General features: G+C 40.2%; 16 protein-coding genes, 1 tRNA gene, 1 other RNA gene and 1 other annotated feature. Of the genes, 5 read left to right on the top strand and 13 right to left on the bottom strand.

Annotated elements, in window-relative coordinates; all coding sequences use genetic code 11:
• Positions 1–317: 317 nt before the first annotated feature.
• From K9B36_RS16640 to tadA, 7 genes are all read right to left on the bottom strand, one after another.
• Positions 318–581: a pro-sigmaK processing inhibitor BofA family protein gene (locus K9B36_RS16640; RefSeq protein WP_223703584.1), complete on the bottom strand. Its 264-nt coding sequence runs from the start codon at positions 579–581 to the stop codon at positions 318–320.
• Between the two features lie 271 nt (positions 582–852).
• The gene (locus K9B36_RS16645; protein ID WP_223703586.1) at positions 853–1,065 is read right to left on the bottom strand and encodes a YaaL family protein; all 213 of its coding nucleotides are present in this window, start codon (positions 1,063–1,065) and stop codon (positions 853–855) included.
• Positions 1,066–1,099: 34 nt separating this feature from the next.
• Complete coding sequence (recR, locus tag K9B36_RS16650) at positions 1,100–1,696, bottom strand: recombination mediator RecR (RefSeq protein ID WP_223703588.1); 597 nt, start codon at positions 1,694–1,696, stop codon at positions 1,100–1,102.
• A gap of 10 nt (positions 1,697–1,706) precedes the next feature.
• On the bottom strand, positions 1,707–2,033 hold the full coding sequence (locus K9B36_RS16655; RefSeq protein ID WP_223703590.1) for a YbaB/EbfC family nucleoid-associated protein: 327 nt from the start codon (positions 2,031–2,033) through the stop codon (positions 1,707–1,709).
• Between the two features lie 103 nt (positions 2,034–2,136).
• The gene (gene dnaX / locus K9B36_RS16660) at positions 2,137–3,828 is read right to left on the bottom strand and encodes a DNA polymerase III subunit gamma/tau (RefSeq protein WP_223703591.1); all 1,692 of its coding nucleotides are present in this window, start codon (positions 3,826–3,828) and stop codon (positions 2,137–2,139) included.
• Positions 3,829–3,973: 145 nt separating this feature from the next.
• Positions 3,974–4,238: signal recognition particle sRNA large type (gene ffs / locus K9B36_RS16665), an RNA gene on the bottom strand.
• Positions 4,239–4,337: 99 nt separating this feature from the next.
• A complete protein-coding gene (tadA, locus tag K9B36_RS16670) occupies positions 4,338–4,835 on the bottom strand; it encodes a tRNA adenosine(34) deaminase TadA (protein ID WP_223703592.1) in 498 nt (165 codons plus the stop codon).
• 80 nt (positions 4,836–4,915) lie between these two features.
• Here tadA and K9B36_RS16675 point away from each other — a divergent pair, with 80 nt between their 5' ends.
• From K9B36_RS16675 to K9B36_RS16690, 4 genes are all read left to right on the top strand, one after another.
• Entirely contained in the window at positions 4,916–5,458 is a 543-nt protein-coding gene (locus tag K9B36_RS16675) for a cysteine hydrolase family protein (RefSeq protein WP_399202138.1), read from the top strand.
• 67 nt (positions 5,459–5,525) lie between these two features.
• On the top strand, positions 5,526–6,842 hold the full coding sequence (locus K9B36_RS16680; RefSeq protein ID WP_223703594.1) for a glycoside hydrolase family 18 protein: 1,317 nt from the start codon (positions 5,526–5,528) through the stop codon (positions 6,840–6,842).
• Between the two features lie 1,425 nt (positions 6,843–8,267).
• The gene (locus K9B36_RS16685) at positions 8,268–8,909 is read left to right on the top strand and encodes a deoxynucleoside kinase (RefSeq protein ID WP_223703595.1); all 642 of its coding nucleotides are present in this window, start codon (positions 8,268–8,270) and stop codon (positions 8,907–8,909) included.
• Positions 8,906–9,574, top strand: a complete 669-nt coding sequence (locus tag K9B36_RS16690; protein WP_223703596.1) for a deoxynucleoside kinase — start codon at positions 8,906–8,908, stop codon at positions 9,572–9,574. The genes K9B36_RS16685 and K9B36_RS16690 overlap by 4 nt, the downstream gene beginning before the upstream one ends.
• A 140-nt stretch (positions 9,575–9,714) precedes the next feature.
• Here the strand turns inward: K9B36_RS16690 and K9B36_RS16695 are convergent.
• The 6 genes from K9B36_RS16695 to guaB form a co-directional block, all read right to left on the bottom strand.
• Positions 9,715–9,807: transfer RNA gene (locus K9B36_RS16695), tRNA-Ser, on the bottom strand.
• A gap of 206 nt (positions 9,808–10,013) precedes the next feature.
• Positions 10,014–11,291 (bottom strand): serine--tRNA ligase, encoded by a 1,278-nt coding sequence (gene serS / locus K9B36_RS16700; RefSeq protein ID WP_223703597.1) that lies wholly within the window; start codon positions 11,289–11,291, stop codon positions 10,014–10,016.
• A gap of 52 nt (positions 11,292–11,343) precedes the next feature.
• Positions 11,344–11,581, bottom strand: a binding site (T-box leader).
• Positions 11,582–11,646: 65 nt separating this feature from the next.
• Positions 11,647–12,222 carry a pyridoxal 5'-phosphate synthase glutaminase subunit PdxT gene (gene pdxT / locus K9B36_RS16705; RefSeq protein ID WP_223703598.1) on the bottom strand — a complete coding sequence of 192 codons (576 nt, stop codon included), beginning with the start codon at positions 12,220–12,222 and terminating at the stop codon, positions 11,647–11,649.
• Between the two features lie 18 nt (positions 12,223–12,240).
• The gene (gene pdxS, locus K9B36_RS16710) at positions 12,241–13,125 is read right to left on the bottom strand and encodes a pyridoxal 5'-phosphate synthase lyase subunit PdxS (RefSeq protein ID WP_223703599.1); all 885 of its coding nucleotides are present in this window, start codon (positions 13,123–13,125) and stop codon (positions 12,241–12,243) included.
• Between the two features lie 239 nt (positions 13,126–13,364).
• A complete protein-coding gene (locus K9B36_RS16715) occupies positions 13,365–14,726 on the bottom strand; it encodes a D-alanyl-D-alanine carboxypeptidase family protein (protein ID WP_223703601.1) in 1,362 nt (453 codons plus the stop codon).
• 126 nt (positions 14,727–14,852) lie between these two features.
• Positions 14,853–16,319: an IMP dehydrogenase gene (gene guaB / locus K9B36_RS16720; RefSeq protein WP_223703602.1), complete on the bottom strand. Its 1,467-nt coding sequence runs from the start codon at positions 16,317–16,319 to the stop codon at positions 14,853–14,855.
• A 151-nt stretch (positions 16,320–16,470) separates the two neighbouring features.
• Here guaB and K9B36_RS16725 point away from each other — a divergent pair, with 151 nt between their 5' ends.
• Positions 16,471–17,445, top strand: coding sequence for a YaaC family protein (locus K9B36_RS16725; protein WP_223703604.1), 975 nt, complete (start codon positions 16,471–16,473; stop codon positions 17,443–17,445).
• Positions 17,446–18,170 lie beyond the last annotated feature (725 nt).

The following is an 18,170-nucleotide window of genomic DNA, read 5'->3' on the forward strand; positions in this document are numbered from 1 at the left end:
GTAGACGCTGTTGTTTTGTTTAGTTTTCAAAGAACTTTTTTAGTCGTTCTCTCGAAGCGACTTTCTTATAATACCATACAGTTTGTATCACGTCAATAACTTTTTAAATAACCAATTAAGGCTGATTTGTTATCTTTCGTGACAACAGAAACTAATATACCATTTTTCTCGTTATAAAGTCAATAAAAAACAATAAAAAAATTCCTCTTTCTTCAGAGGAACCCTTAGTAATATATTTTAAATGGATGATGGTTATTTTATCAGGATGAAAATAATGAAAAACTCACGATCAAAGCCAATTTGTTTTCGGAGAGAACCTAAATAATATACATCTGAATAATCACCAAAGCCGCTACCCCTGGGATACCTAATAAACCAGAAACAGCTGAAGTCGCAAAATTAATTGGTACATGAATACCTATCGAATTACCGAAAGCATTAAGAAAAAATAGAAAAAGGGCTCCTATCATTATTTTAATGGCTGCTTGCCCTAAAAATTTAAATGGTTTTAGAGGCGTTCCTACTATTAATACTAAAAGAATCAAACCCCCTATTACTCCTATGACAATTAAAGGCTCCAAACTTACCCCTCCTATCAAGCTTGTCTATAATATAATGTATGTTCCAGTTTGAATTTAAGAACACACCAAGAAGATTTAAGCTGTTTGGATTTTTTTACAATAGACTGTGTTAAACGCCGCTGTTGATTACCACAAAGGCTACGCGGTCCACGGGTCGTTCTGGAGTCTACGCCTTTTGCTCCATTCATCGCTAGAATAGCCTTATTGGCAACACACAACACTAACAGAGCCAAACAATAAATAAAAAAAATAGCGAAGGAGTCTCCCTTCGCTATTTTCCTACCATTCTCGTGCGTACCTCTCTTAACAAAAATAGGTACTTGGCTTCTGCCATTTTCAATTGACATATAACCTCTTCGGATGGTTCCAGGCTTTTTTCAACGAGGTATTTTTGTTTAGTCCAACGACTTTTGCAAGATTCGGTTGCTTCCATTAGCTTAGTATCGAACTGTTTTTTCAAACGGTCTTTTTTCCGAAAAAACATAGGTTTGAATGGCCCCTTTTAGTTAGTACTAGTTTTAGATTTCTCTTCTTCCTTCAAGAGCTCTTGAAAGAGTTACTTCATCTGCGTATTCCAGATCTCCACCAACAGGAAGACCGTGTGCGATACGCGTCATCTTTATCCCCGTTGGTTTAAGGAGTCTTGAAAGATACATCGCCGTTGCTTCTCCCTCGATATTTGGGTTTGTAGCAAGAATCAATTCCTGCACTACGTCATCTTGCAATCGTTTAATAAGTTCAGGTATTTTGATATCTTCAGGTCCGATGCCATCCATAGGCGAAATTGCTCCGTGAAGTACATGATACAATCCGTTATAGTCTTTCATCTTTTCCATCGCAATTACATCTTTGGTTTCCTGAATGACGCAAATGATTGTGCGATCTCTTCGATCATCCTCACAGATATAACAGGGGTCTTTATCGGTAATATGTCCGCATACAGAACAGTAAGATAAATTTCTTTTGGCATTAACTAAAGCTTTTGCGAAATCTAGAACAGTATCTTCTTTCATATTTAATATGAAAAAAGCCAGACGAGCGGCCGTTTTAGGGCCGATACCTGGCAATTTCATAAAGCTGTCGATCAGCTTCGATATAGGCTCAGGATAGTGCATAAAGGTCCTCCTAGAAAAGTCCTGGCATGTTCATCCCTTTGGTGAATTGCCCCATTGTATCATTAGTCAATTCATCCATTTTCTTTAAGGCATCATTTGTTGCAGCCAGTACTAAGTCTTGTAGCATTTCGATATCTTCAGGATCTACTACTTCTTCTTTAATGTTTACTTCAATCACTTCTTTTTGACCATTAACGATGACAGTTACCATGCCACCGCCAGCAGTACCTTCCATTGTTTTTTCAGCTAACTCTTCTTGTGCTTTCGCCATATCCTTTTGCATCTTTTGCATTTGTTTCATCATTTTTTGCATGTTACCCATTCCGCCACCACGCATTGTTCATTCCTCCAATTAGTTTCAAATTTATTATTTAGCATTGATAAACATCGCTATTCATACCAGTCACCAGCTAAGTACAGTTAATAGCCTTTGACATTGCTTATTCTTTTATTTCTATCAATTCAGTTCCTACCAGCTTTTTCGCTTCTTCCACTAAGGGATCCTCTTCCTTTTGGTCTCCCTCCGTTTCATCTTTCTGTCCGCGAATGAATTCTTCCCTAATGTGTTGCCATTCTTGTTCAGGAACAGCTAACATGTCGAAAGACTTTTCGGTAAGTTCGAGCAGAATTTGCTCCAGATTTTGTTTTACTTGATCATCTGATGCCATTTTGCAGTGAATCTCATACTTGAATTTTAACACAAAAGCCTGATTGGACGCAGCAACCGGTTCACTATCTGTTAATAAGGCAGCATGAGACACTTTATTTTGCTTTCTTAACATCTCTAATAACTGAGCCCATTTGCTTTTGATGCTTTCCAGATCTTCTCTGGTTGCTTGTCTTAACACTTCTTGAATTCGCCCTACAGCTGTTTTGAATCCACTTCTGGATCCACCCGGAGATCGGGGTGGAGCTTTGGGTGTGGTAGAAGCATTAGTTGTATCCGCCTGTTTATTGGCGGAAATTTCTTTAACCTTGTTTTCAAGGAAGGTGATCTTTTTCATTAGTACGTTGACTTGGTCCTGATCAGCAGATTGGTTAGTAGATTTCTCCAGCTGACAAAGTTTGACAATTGCTACTTCCAAATATATGCGTGGATGATTGGTCCACTTCATTTCTTGTTGACTTTTATTCAGAATATCAATTGTTTCATAAATTGTTTCCGAAGGAATTTCCCCCGCAAAGGTTTTAAAACTCCCATCCACCTGCACCCGATCAAGGATGTGTTCAAGATTTGGAGCGGTTTTAAAGAGTAGCATATCCCGGTAATAGAAAATTAGATCCTCAAGAAATCTAGCTGGGTCCTTTCCAGATTGAAAAACATCATTTAAGGAGGCTAGTGCTTCTGAGACATTTTTTTGATGAAGTGCATGTACCAACTCTGTTATAAATGTTTGGGAAACAGAGCCCGTAATAGAAAGGGCGTCTTGAACCGTAAGATTGCCGTCGCTAAAGGAAATAGCTTGATCCATTAAGCTCAAGGCATCCCGCATTCCTCCCTCTGCTGCTCTCGCTATAACTGCCAAGGCCTGTGATTCACTTTCTATGCCTTGTGCATGAAGAACTGTCTCTAATCTGCCAACGATGGATTCCGCAGTAATTCTTCTGAAATCAAAACGCTGGCAACGCGAGATGATGGTCAATGGAATTTTGTGAGGCTCTGTTGTGGCTAGTATAAAGATTACATGTTTAGGAGGCTCTTCTAACGTTTTTAATAAGGCATTGAAAGCTCCGATAGAAAGCATATGTACTTCATCTATAATATATACTTTATACTTCACAGCGCTTGGTGCATATTTCACTTTATCGCGGATATCTCGAATTTCATCTACTCCATTATTGGAGGCTGCATCAATTTCCATAACATCCGAAATAGATCCGTTCGTAATTCCTTTACACGAAGGGCACTCATTACAAGGCTCTGCAATTGGAGAGTGTTCACAGTTTACTGCTTTGGCTAGTATTTTTGCCGCACTTGTTTTTCCGGTTCCTCTTGGGCCTGAAAACAAATAGGCATGAGAGAACTTTTGCTGAAGCAGGGCGTTTTGTAAGGTTTGGGTTATATGCTCTTGTCCCACAACATCTTCAAATAGCTGGGGTCGAAAAACACGATATAAAGCTTGATATGCCACCAATGTGCCCTCCTTCTATCTTCTCCTATTTATTATACCGTATGAGAGCAGTGAATTTCAAAAGCAAACTAAAACTAATTTAATTAGAAAGCACATAAAAACTCACCCTATCAGATAGAGTGAGTTTGATTAACTATTATAACTGCCGTGCACCTTCCGTCGATTAGCCACCATAAGCGTTACTTAAGCAGTTAGCTCGACCCAGGCAACCCTGCGGCACATGAGAGAGTCCGCTTAATGCTGCTTCCTTCCGGACCTGACATGGTTCACGGGTTCCCATTGCGCAGGACCCAGGTGTCAACACCACTTACTTAAGGCAGACCCTACAGCCTGCTAACCTCGAGAAGGGATTCAGCCTCGCTAGAGCGGATTGCGAGTACAGGGCACCGCTACCTCCCCGCTTAGCACGACAAAATTAAAACCAATAGGTTAGTGCGTCTATTTGTCCGACGCATAATTTAGTATAAAGGGTAGAAGAAAAAAATGCAACCTTAATAACCTGTAAAATATTAGGACTCTGACTTAGAGATACTTTTACTTTTCTTCTTTTCTTTACGCAGCTTCCTAAAGAAATCAGAGAGCAGCATCCCGCACTCCTCTTCTAAAACTCCACTCACCACTTCTGTTTGGTGGTTAAAACGGGAGTCATTCAAGAGATTCATCAGTGTTCCGGCACAGCCTGCTTTCGGGTCTTTTGCACCATATACCACCTTCTTGACACGAGACAGTATAATTGCCCCTGCACACATCGGACATGGCTCTAATGTAACATAAAGGGTAGTATCCTCTAATCTCCATGTGCCTAAATTTTTGCATCCCTCATCAATTGCGAGTATTTCTGCATGTGTGAGAGATCTTTGCGTTGTTTCTCTTAGGTTATGGCCTCGGGCAAGCACGATTCCATCCTTTACTAATACCGCTCCTATCGGCACTTCTGCTAAGCCCTCTGCTTTCTGTGCCTCCCTAATTGCGAGTCTCATAAACTTTTCATCCACTGATGGTTGCATAGATTTGGTTCCTTTCTTGCGCAAGCTCCATTATATTCTAGTCGAAAGTTCCATACACTAACCGTTAGGAGGTGAATAATGTGGAGCATACAGCTTTACTTATAATTGATATTATCAATGATTTTCAATTTAAGCACGGGAAAACATTAGCAAGTAAGACCGAAGCCATTTCCCCAAATATAATGAAGCTCAAGGAGTATATGAACAGCAAGAATCTTCCTATTATTTATATAAATGATCATTATAAGCTCTGGCAAGCCGACTATAATAAAATTATAGAAAAGTGCACCAACCACTTGAGCGAAGCAATCATCAAGACCCTACGTCCCGAAAAAGATGATTATTTTTTAATAAAACCAAAGCATTCTGCATTTTTCGGTACAGCCTTACATACATTACTGTCCCAACTTAATGTAAAAAATATCATTCTTACCGGGATAGCGGGAAATATCTGTGTCCTCTTTACCGCAAACGACGCCTATATGCGGGAATTAAAGCTTATCATTCCTCGAGATGCTATCGTATCAACCGATGACGCGGATAATGAGTATGCCATTACAATGATGGAAAAGGTATTGAAAGCTTCTATATATCACACTGACGAAATTCTCAACAAGATGTGAGTTCCACTCATGTTTCCTTCCTTTTGCTCATACATTGATAAAGGAATAAGATGAGGAGGGACGAACCATGCAAATTCATGTCGTACGAGAAGGACAAACTATTACTGGAATTGCACAAGCCTATAGCACAACCCCAGCGGAAATTATTGAAGCAAACGATGTACCTAACCCGAATAATCTCGTGGTTGGGCAAGCCTTAGTCATCCCGATTGTGGGCCGTTTTTATTTTGTACAACAGGGAGATTCCCTCTGGTCCATTGCGAATCGATATAACACTACCCCACAAAGGCTCGCTGAGATTAATCAGCTAAATATCACTCAGCCTTTGAGGATCGGATTGCGTCTCTATATTCCTCCCCAACCAAAGCGTGATGCAGAAATTAATGCCTATATTGAACCGAGAGGGAACGAGGTATCTCCAACGCTCATTCAAAGCGCAAGAAATACGGCACCTTACCTTACTTATTTGGCTCCCTTTAGTTTTGGCGTTTTGCGAGATGGCTCACTTAAAGAGCCACCTTTAGATACGCTTCCTCAAATTGCCGAGCAGAACGACGTCACGCTCATGATGGTGCTGACCAATCTTGAAGAAGGTAGCTTTAGCGATGAACTTGGTAGAATTATTTTAACGGTAAAGGCTGTTCAAGATAGACTTCTTGATAATATTGTAGAAACTGCAAAAAAATACAATTTCAAAGACATTCATTTTGATTTCGAATATTTACGTCCAGAGGATAAAGAAGCATATAATCGCTTTTTAATAAAGGCTCGTGATCGATTCAAGCAAGAAGGATGGCTCATTTCTACGGCCTTAGCACCTAAAACGTCAGCAGATCAAGAAGGGAAATGGTATGAAGCTCATGATTATCAGGCACACGGTGAAATTGTAGACTTTGTTATAGTCATGACCTATGAATGGGGATATTCCGGAGGACCACCAATGGCGGTATCTCCTATCGGTCCTGTAAGAGAGGTATTAGAATATGCCTTAAGCGAAATGCCTGGAAACAAAATTATGATGGGGCAAAATCTTTATGGATATGATTGGACATTACCTTTTACACCAGGTGGAGAGTTTGCGAAGGCGGTCAGCCCTCAAGCCGCCATTCAGCTTGCAGCAGACAACAATGTGGCGATTCAGTATGATACAAATGCGCAGGCCCCCCATTTTGATTATGTAGACGCAGAAGGTAATTCTCATAAGGTGTGGTTTGAGGATGCAAGGTCGATCCAGGCGAAATTTGACCTACTTAAAGAATTAAACCTTCGTGGAATCAGCTACTGGAAACTCGGGCTTCCTTTTCCGCAAAACTGGCTACTCATAGGCGAAAATTTTAATGTAGTAAAAAATCCAACCGAGCGGGAAAATAGAACCTACGCATAGCTTGCAGGAGACTGAACTATTTCAGTCTCTTTTTTAGTTTTTACTATAGCGTTTTATTGAGGCTAGATACTTCATAGTTAGAAAATCGTTAAAAAGCCGCTGTTGATTTCCACGAAAGGCTTCGCGTCCGCGTGGTGCTTGGAGAGCCTCCTCGGCATACACCTGCGGGGTCCCCCCTAATCACTACCTCGAAGCCGCTGAAAAAGTACATAATTTTAGGTTTGAGTTAAACTCCGCTGTTACTTTCCGCAAATAGCTTCGCTTTCCGCGGGGCGACCTTGAGCCTCCTCGCTGGAGTCTACGCCATTTGCTCCAATCCACAGCTAGAAGCCACCCAATCTATATGTTTTCAGTTTTTCAGTGGCCTTCACTACCTCCCGCAAGAGTCTCCATCTAGAAGCTTCCAATATGAATTAAGTAGATAAGGCCCTCAACTATAAAGAACTTCACCCTGTGGATTGGAGTGGCAGGTGATTGACTCCTGCGGGCGATAGCGGTAGACAGGAGACCCCGCAGGCAACGCCGAGGAGGCTCCTGCACCGCCCCGCGGAAAGCAATCACCTGGAACGAAAAGGAACAGGAGTTAAACATCCACCTTACCTATTTTCAGGAAAAGCCCTCCGTCTATAAACTTCCCAATATGAACTAAGTAGATAAGGTCCTCAACTACAAAGAACTTCACCCTGTGGATTGGAGTGGCAGGTGATTGACTCCTGCGGGCGATAGCGGTAGACAGGAGACCCCGCAGGCAACGCCGAGGAGGCTCCTGCACCGCCCCGCGGAAAGCAATCACCTGGAACGAAAAGGAACAGGAGTTAAACATCCACCTTACCTATTTTCAGGAAAAGCCCTCCGTCTATAAACTTCCCAATATGAACTAAGTAGATAAGGTCCTCAACTACAAAGAACTTCACCCTGTGGATTGGAGTGGCAGGTGATTGACTCCTGCGGGCGATAGCGGTAGACAGGAGACCCCGCAGGCAACGCCGAGGAGGCTCCTGCACCGCCCCGCGGAAAGCAATCACCTGGAACGAAAAGGAACAGGAGTTAAACATCCACCTTACCTATTTTCAGGAAAAGCCCTCCGTCTATAAACTTCCCAATATGAACTAAGTAGATAAGGTCCTCAACTACAAAGAACTTCACCCTGTGGATTGGAGTGGCAGGTGATTGACTCCTGCGGGCGATAGCGGTAGACAGGAGACCCCGCAGGCAACGCCGAGGAGGCTCGAAAGTGAATATCTGGAACGGAAAGGAACAGGGAGTTAAACATCTACCTTACTATTTTCAAAACAACTAATTTCCTTTATTAAGAAAATAACTTTCATAAATTTCTAAAGCTAAACTCACTATATCTATGATAAAATGTTTATTGTCTGTCAAAATATTGATGTTAAGTTCGGTTTCGTTAAGGGGGACAAGGATATGCAAGCAACGCCATTCATTACGGTGGAGGGTCCTATTGGTGTTGGAAAAACCTCTCTTGCAAAGAAAATTGCAGAGGAATTCCACTATCAATTATTAAAAGAGATAGTCGACGAGAATCCTTTTCTGGGAAAATTCTATGAAGATATTGATGAATGGAGTTTCCAAACGGAAATGTTTTTCCTGTGTAATAGATATAAGCAATTAGAAGATATTGATCGTCACCACCTGCAGCAGGAGAAACCTGTAGTAGCAGATTATCACATTATGAAAAACCTCATCTTCGCAAAGCGCAGCCTTAAGGACAAGCAGTGTGATAAATACATGCAAATTTATGATATTTTAACCTCAGATATGCCAATACCAAATGTCATTATCTATTTACATGCAAGTCTTGATACCCTATTAAGTAGAATTGCCATGCGTGGCAGGGATATTGAAAAGAAAATGGATCCACTTTATCTTCAACAGCTCTGTTTAGATTATGATGCTGAAATGAATCGATTAGAAGCTCAGTACCCGTCCCTTCCGATCATACGCTTAAACGGTGATAACCTAGATTTTGTTCAAAGAGAAGATGATTTACAGCGTATCTTTAGTCAATTAAAAGATACCTTAAAAAAAGGAGTTAATATCTCATGATTTTACGTGAAAAATACGGCATCCCTTCCAACTCTGTTATTACAATTGCAGGAACTGTAGGTGTCGGGAAATCCACGATGACAAATGCATTAGCTAATGCGTTAGGCTTTCGTACTTCTTTTGAAAAAGTTGATACAAATCCTTACTTGGATAAATTTTATGCCGATTTTGAAAGATGGAGTTTTCATTTACAAATATACTTTTTAGCTGAACGATTTAAAGACCAAAAGAAAATTTTTGAATACGGTGGGGGATTCATACAGGATCGTTCCATTTATGAGGATACAGGAATCTTTGCGAACATGCATTATGAAAAAGGCACAATGACCAAGGTGGATTATGAAACGTACACAAGTCTTTTCGAGGCAATGGTAATGACACCATATTTCCCTCACCCGGACTTACTTATTTATTTAGAGGGGAGTCTTGATGACATCCTGGGTAGAATTCAAGAACGAGGACGTCCAATGGAGCAACAAACCCCGATTACCTATTGGGAAGAAATGCATGTGCGATATGAAAAATGGATCAATAATTTCCATGCTTGTCCGGTTTTACGCTTGAACATCAATGACTACGATGTTTTAAGCAATTCCGAGTCCATTGAACCAATTCTCGAAAAAATATCTCATCATATGAAGCAATCATATTTGCTAAAAAAATAAGCCGCCTATAATAGGCGGCTTATTTATTGCAATAGATGACGTCGCTTCATCCAAGGCAATAAAAAATTCGTTACTTTCTCCAATGTAACGAACAAACTCCAATTTATGCGCTTAAGGTAAAATACCTTTTTAGTAATCAATGGAGGAGGAAGAGGGATTCGAACCCCCGCGGGTTTTGACACCCCTGTCGGTTTTCAAGACCGATCCCTTCAGCCAAACTTGGGTATTCCTCCGTATCGACAAAAAGTAATATATCATATTTCAAAACTGCTTGTCAACGAAATCTAAAAGAAGGGTGGAGTTTTTTCACCCCACCCGACCATTGTTCACTATTTTGTCATACTNATCGACAAAAAGTAATATATCATATTTCAAAACTGCTTGTCAACGAAATCTAAAAGAAGGGTGGAGTTTTTTCACCCCACCCGACCATTGTTCACTATTTTGTCATACTTTCCTTATTACCCATATATGGACGAAGTACTTCAGGAATGACCACAGAACCGTCCGCTTGCTGATAGTTCTCAATAATTGCAGCGACTGTTCGACCAATAGCAAGACCAGAACCGTTTAACGTATGCACATGTTCAGGCTTTCCTTTCGCCTCGCGACGGAAGCGGATATTTGCCCGGCGAGCTTGGAAACTCTCAAAGTTACTGCAAGAAGAAATCTCACGGTAGGTGTCTGCACTTGGAATCCACACTTCTATGTCATATTTCTTTGCCGCTGTAAAACCAAGATCGGCTGTACACATGCTTAGTACGCGGTATGGCAAACCAAGTAGTTGAAGAACTTTTTCCGCATGAGCTGTCAGCTTTTCTAACTCTTCATAAGAATCTTCAGGCTTTACAAATTTCACAAGCTCCACTTTATTAAACTGATGCTGTCTTATAAGTCCACGAGTATCACGACCAGCAGAACCTGCTTCAGAACGGAAACATGCACTAAACGCTGCATAGTTAATCGGTAGCTGATCCGCACGTAAAATTTCTTCACGATGCATGTTGGTAATAGGAACTTCTGCAGTTGGCACTAAGAAATAATCCTCTTTTTCAATCAAAAAAGCATCTTCTTCAAATTTAGGCAATTGCCCGGTACCCGTCATGCTTGCCCGATTAACTAGGTAAGGCGGCAGTACCTCCGTATAGCCATGCTCATCCACGTGTAGGTCTAACATGAAATTAAACAGAGCTCTTTCCAATCTGGCGCCTAGTCCACGATAAAAGACAAAGCGGCTCCCTGTCACCTTCCCAGCACGTTCAAAATCTAATATACCAAGGTCACCTGCTACGTCCCAATGAGGTTTTGCCTCAAATTCAAAGGCCGGCACTTCTCCCCATTTGCGAACTTCAATGTTATCGTCTTCTGTTTCTCCTACTGGAACACTTTCATGAGGAATGTTCGGAATGGATAAAAGTAATTGCTCTAACGTTTCCTCGACCACTCTTAACTCATCATCGAAAGTTTTTACTTTATCTCCAACCTCACGCATTTCCTTTATCAAGTGATCAGCATCCTGCTTTTCACGTTTTAAAACAGCGATCTGTTGAGACACTTCATTTCTTTTGCTCTTTAATTGTTCTGTTTGGAGTAGCAGTTCTCTTCTTCTGCTATCTAATTCCTCAAATCGATTCAAATCTGTAAGGTCTTCTCCACGGTGTTGAAGCTTGCCTTTGATTTCTTCAAAATTTGCTCTTAGTAATTTTAGTTCCAACATGCTTAATAACCTCCTTTTTTTAAAAGAAAACACAAAAAACCCCCGTCCCCTAATTAGGGACGAGAGTTAATATCCCGTGTTGCCACCCTTGTTGAAAAAGACAATCGTGCCTTCTTCCACTTCATTCGATAACGGTAATAATCTTACCGATTAAGACTTACTATACCTAAGAAGGCAATTCGGTCCATTGCTCAAGGAGGGATTCTCAAGTGACTTACATCGGTTCACACCACCCACCGACTCTCTTTAGTAAAAGCACACCTGATACTATTTCCTATCAACACATTAGCTATATTTTCTTATTGTTCAATAATTTACTACAAGTTTCTCTTACTTGCAATAGTTTTATACCTATTTACTTAGACTCTTTCACCATATTAACAAAATACTGTGTTATACGGTGGTCCTCCGTTAATTCTGGATGAAAGGAACAACCAAGGAATCTCCCTTGTTTTGCTGCCACAATACGGCCATCGTGTTTACATAGCACTTCTACGTCTTCTCCGACTTCCACAATATGTGGAGCACGAATAAACACACCTACAAAATCATTTGCTATTCCTGCAATCGTCAGTTCCGCTTCAAAGCTATCCACTTGCCGGCCAAAGGAGTTACGCTCAACAGTAGCATCCATTAAAGCCAGATGCGGCTCATCATACCCTACTATATGCTTCGCGATTAAAATAAGCCCAGCACACGTACCAAAAACAGGTTTTCCACTTGCACCAAATTCCCGCAACGGCTCCATAAAGGAGTACTTGTCAATCAAGCGTCGCATCGTCGTGCTTTCTCCACCAGGAATGATAAGTCCATCAATTTCCGTTAGCTGTTCTGCTTTTTTTATTACAATTGCCTCTGCTCCAGATGCTTCGATCGATCTAACATGTTCCCGAACTGCACCTTGAAGTCCCAGGACCCCAACCTTTACCATATATAAAAACTCCTTTACTTACCAACCACGCTCTTGCATGCGATTTTCAGGTAATAGGGTAGAAATTTCGATACCCTTCATAGCAGCGCCTAATCCTTTAGATAGGCTTGCAATCAATTCATAGTCTTGATAATGAGTCGTAGCTTCAACAATTGCACGAGCGAATTTTGCAGGGTTATCTGATTTGAAAATACCTGATCCAACAAAGACCCCGTCAGCACCTATCTGCATCATTAATGCTGCATCTGCTGGTGTTGCAATTCCACCAGCTGCAAAGTTAACTACCGGCAGCTTGCCAAGACGTTTAATTTCAAGAAGTAATTCGAATGGAGCGCCTAATAGCTTCGCTTCTGTCATCAGTTCATCTTCATTCATTCCCACCACTTTACGAACCTGTGCATTGACCTTACGCATATGACGAACCGCTTCTACAATGTTTCCTGTTCCAGGTTCACCTTTTGTACGAAGCATTGAAGCACCTTCTCCAATACGGCGCGCAGCTTCTCCAAGATCACGGCATCCACATACGAATGGTACTTTATACTGACGCTTGTCCAAATGATATTCTTCATCAGCAGGAGTCAATACTTCACTCTCATCAATATAATCCACACCCATTGCTTCTAAAATGCGAGCTTCGACAATATGACCAATACGAGCCTTAGCCATAACCGGAATGCTGACAGCCTTCATAACTTCTTCAGTAATTGTTGGGTCTGCCATACGAGCTACTCCACCAGCTGCACGAATATCAGCAGGAACACGCTCTAAAGCCATTACCGCAACTGCGCCAGCTTCCTCCGCGATTTTTGCTTGCTCTGCATTCACAACGTCCATAATGACGCCACCTTTTTGCATTTCTGCCATACCACGTTTTACGCGATCAGTACCTGTTAATCCCATTTCCTAATTCCCCCTATATGTAGACTGAATATAACACTTAAATTAAAATGGATCTTCATCCATATGATTTCCGTACACGTCCTTTATTTTACATCAATTCGCTAAAAAATCCTAATAAAATTAGACATAACAAAAAAATGCAGAAAGACAATCACTGTCCTTCCGCATTTTTCTAATTAACCGGTGGCTGTTTGGCTCACGCTGTTGCTTTTCCATATGTTAATATGCGCGGTAACCTATTAAAACAAACCTTTAACTGCGCCAGCAATAGTGGACCAAAGATCTGCGAAGAAACCACCAATTCCTCTCATCGATAAAACAAACCAGTTCGCCTTTTCGACACTATCTGTTGTCACTATATCTGTTTGAGTTCCTGCTTCCCCATTATCAAACAAATAGCCCTGGTCATTTTCTCCAGTATACTCTACTGTCATGTAACCAACTCTTTGTCCTTCTTCTACTGGAGCTGTGATTTCCTTATCTTCGTTTACAACTTCTTCATCAAAAACATATAATGGTTCGAAATTCTCTTCTTCCCCACGTTTAACAAGTACCGTTAGTGCTTCATTCGTTTCAATTTCTACATTTTTCTCTTTCCCTTTTACTACTTTCAAATTAGAATTTTCATCAATTTTATAATTTGCAGGGAATATCTCTTGCACAGAGAAATTTGTAAAACCATAATCAAAAAGCTTTCTTGTCTCATCAAAACGAGCTTCTACATCTGGTTGTCCATTTTCATTTTTTGCATTCATTACCACGGAAATAAAACGCATGCCGTCTCTTTCAACGGTACCTGTAAAAGAATAGCCTGCAAAGTCCGTAAATCCGGTTTTAATACCGTCGACTCCTTCATATCCCTTAATTAGTGTAGGGATCATCCAGTTCCAGTTGGACATATCAATTTGATCTTCTGTACCTTCTCTGAACGATTGTTTCGCAATGCTCGATGTATCAAGAAGCTCAGGGAAATCTTTCAAAAGATGATAAGCTAATTTAGCAGTAGCACGGGCAGACATGACATTTTCTTCGTCACTTGCCGTACCATCTGGATGCATTCCGTATAGATCAGCATTGTTTAATCCAGTAGTATTAACAAATTTATAGTCTTCTAAGCCTAATTCTTCCGCCTTTTCATTCATCATAACAACAAAATTCGACTCGGAACCAGCAACCATCTCTGACAAAGCAATGGTTGCTGCATTTGCTGAATAAATAGCCATTGCTTCATAAAGTTCTTTTGCATTATAAGTACCGTCTCTACGCAAATGTACATTAGACAAACTTGTGTCTTGAGAAATGGTGTGCACATATTCTGTTACATTATACTGATCATCCCATTCTAGTCTGCCCTCACTTACAGCTTCAAGAATAAGGTATTCTGTCATCATTTTCGTCATACTTGCAATTCCAAGTACTGTATCGATATTCTTTTGGTAAATAATTTTTCCTGTACTTTGTTCAAGCAATAATGCCGCTTCCGCATTAATATTTAAATGATCTTCTTCCTCTGCTTGTACTTCTTGTATTGATAAAACCGTGGTTAATAGTGTAATGGCCAATAAACTAGCAATAAAGCGTTGAAGATAATTTTTTCTCACAGTCTGGTACCCTCCAAAAAATTTTTCACATAGTCGTTATTTTATCACACTATCTTCAAAAAAAATAGACAGAGAAAGTCGTATTCCTTTCTCTGTCACATCTATGACTTACTGCCTAAATTTCTGTTACGATATGGAATAGTTGGGAGATTCCTTCGTAATTTGAACATCATGAGGATGACTTTCACGAAGGCCTGCTCCAGTCATTTTTACAAACTGAGCATTTTCTCTTAAACTAATCAGGTCCTTTGTTCCACAGTATCCCATTCCCGAACGAAGTCCTCCGACTAGTTGATAAATTGTATCGGCAACAGGTCCTTTATAAGGGATTCTTCCTTCAATTCCTTCAGGAACGAACTTCTTATTATCTTCTTGAAAATAGCGATCCTTACTTCCTTTTTCCATTGCAGCTACAGAACCCATTCCGCGATATACTTTAAATCTTCTTCCTTGGAATATCTCGGTGTCACCAGGGCTTTCCGTTACTCCCCCTAGCATGCTTCCAAGCATTACAGCATGTCCACCGGCAGCTAGTGCTTTCACAATATCACCGGAATATTTAATGCCTCCGTCCGCAATAATCGAAACGCCATGCTTACGAGCTTCCGTAGCACAATCGTAAACTGCTGTTATTTGCGGTACACCAACTCCTGCCACCACACGAGTGGTACATATAGACCCCGGTCCAATTCCTACTTTTATAACATTTGCTCCTGCTTCAATAAGATCTCTTGTCGCTTCAGCAGTTGCAACATTTCCTGCAATAATATTTAATTCGGGGTATTTATCTCTTAACTTTCTAACCGTATCTAAAACGCCTTGTGAATGTCCGTGCGCTGTATCTACAACAATGGCATCTACACTTGCTTCTACCAATTTTTCCACACGAATCATCGTATCACCTGTTACACCTACTGCCGCGCCAACTAACAGTCTGCCATGACTATCTTTAGAGGAATGTGGGAACTCAATAACCTTTTCGATATCTTTTATTGTGATTAATCCTTTTAAGATGCCTTCCTCGTTAACAAGAGGAAGTTTTTCTATTTTATATTTTTGCAAAATGCTTTCTGCCTCCGTTAAAGTGGTCCCTACAGGGGCAGTAACTAAATTTTCTTTTGTCATGACATCGGAAATAGGAATTGAGAAGTCTTGGATAAAACGTAAATCTCGGTTCGTTAGAATGCCTACCAGCTTAAGCTCCGACTCGTTATTTACAATTGGTACACCAGAAATCCTATACTTTCCCATTAAATGCTCTGCATCAAAGACTTGATGTTCAGGTGTTAAAAAGAATGGGTCCGTAATGACGCCCCTCTCCGAACGTTTTACTTTATCCACTTGCTCTGCTTGCTGCTCTATGGACATATTTTTATGAATAATACCCAACCCGCCTTGCCTTGCCATCGCAATGGCCATCGCAGCCTCTGTGACTGTATCCATTCCTGCACTGATAATTGGAATATTCAACTGTAACGTTTCCGTCAGCTTTACCTTCAAATCCACGTCTCGAGGTAGTACCTCAGATTTAGCTGGAACTAATAAAACATCATCGAATGTTAAGCCCTCTTTAACAAATTTACTTTCCCACATGACAAAACTTCCCCCTTCATTCCAAAAAAGAATCACAAATATATTTATAGTAGAGTATCAACTGGACAAAATACTGTCAAGGATACTTTTATATGTTCGATTTTTCTAAACATTTTGTTAATACGAACCCAATAAGGAAGTGGACGTACTCATGGCAAACTCAAAACTACACCTCTTTCAACCTTTTCAATCAGTTGATACCGTTCAGAAACTATTGAAAACATCCTACCAACAACAGGGGCTCGAGGGATCTGAATTAAAAAGCTACAATAATACGTATGGCTTCATTTACTATATTGAGCACGGATTAACCTATTTGAACCAGGCGGATGATTCCCCAGTTTCCATAAAGCCAGTCCTTTTATTTTATGGAATGGTCCAATTACTTAAGGCTTGTTTACTAACAGTGGATCCGCTCTATCCAGAATCAACAGCTGTTCTGGCGCATGGCGTATCTGCCAGAAAAAGAAAAAAACAAAGTTATGAATTTTTCCAGGATGAAGTAAAAGTACAAAGAAATGGACTATTCTCGCATATAAGCGACAAAATGTTCCATGTGAAACAAATGGAGGGCACTAAATTCTCCATGAAAGACCTACTTTATTCCGTTCCAGAACTAGCATCTACTATCAAAATTACCAAAAATAAAGCACCTTTTTTAAAGGTCGGACTTGCCTCTGATCGACACATCCATATACCTTATACTATATTAGACGATTATAAAATGACGAAGGAGAGATTTGTCCAGTATTTTCAAAGCAAAGCCTTATTCCAATTTGAAACAGAAGATGATACTGCACAACTATTCACCTTTAGTGGGACTCAGAATAACCATTCTTTAAGTTACTCCCCACTATTTTATGAAAAAACAACACAGTTACTATATATACCCAGAGACAAAAGTCGGTTTCAATATTTTCCTGAGGTTTTGGTACATTATCTTTTGTTATACAATCTTAGTATGATTTGCCGTTACGAAACAGAATGGTGGGGGGAACTTCTGCACACCTTCAGCAGTAGTGACCTCTCACTAATCACCGAGTTTCTGAACCTTACAACAGAAAAAACGACCTACTATTTATATAATTTTTTGCTTAAAGCATTTGGTTTAGAAGACAGGGAGTAGAAAGGACAAGTGTACCCCGCCAAGGCCCCCGGTCCTCCTGAGGTGTAATAACATATATCAGTATAAGGATGATACCAACGGGCGGTCCCTGTCCTCGCACGCTGGTATGCCCCGCGATTTCCCCAATATATTCAGGAGAGAATTAAATGAATGTAATGCCTGTTTATTGAATATTTGGTTCCCGGCATGGCAGGTCTGTCGTGACTCTAAATTAAAATCTGTGAAAAACCAGAAATTGAATTTTTTCTTTCTTATTCACAGTACATAATGAAGAGTAACTTTTTAAGTTAAACAGGAAAAGAGCAAAACAATAAAGATTGAACGAGTGGTACCAACTTACGTAAAAGCAACAATCATAGCGAAAATCGTCTAAATATAACAGGAGAAGAGTTCGAGAACGGTAAAACGTGCGGAATTCGTATTTTTTTAAAGCATATGGTGAAATAGAGTTGATTTATCTGCAATATTGAGTAAAAAGGTAGGTTATAGCACTTATTTATCCTACTTTTCTTTATTCATCTAACAACTATACCTATTCCATCTAACATTTTTCTCATTTTATCTAACAACCTTGTACTATTCATCTAACAATTATCCTATTCAACTAACAACTCTCATTTTTTACCATAGGAATTTAAAGAGTCTATAATTCATCCGACTTGTTCCGCCCCCCTTCTTCTCAGTTCAGTTCCTTAATTTAGCCCCAGAAACACAAAAAAAGACCA

This window comes from Sutcliffiella deserti, from assembly GCF_020037475.1.
GTDB lineage: Bacteria > Bacillota > Bacilli > Bacillales > Bacillaceae_I > Sutcliffiella_A > Sutcliffiella_A deserti.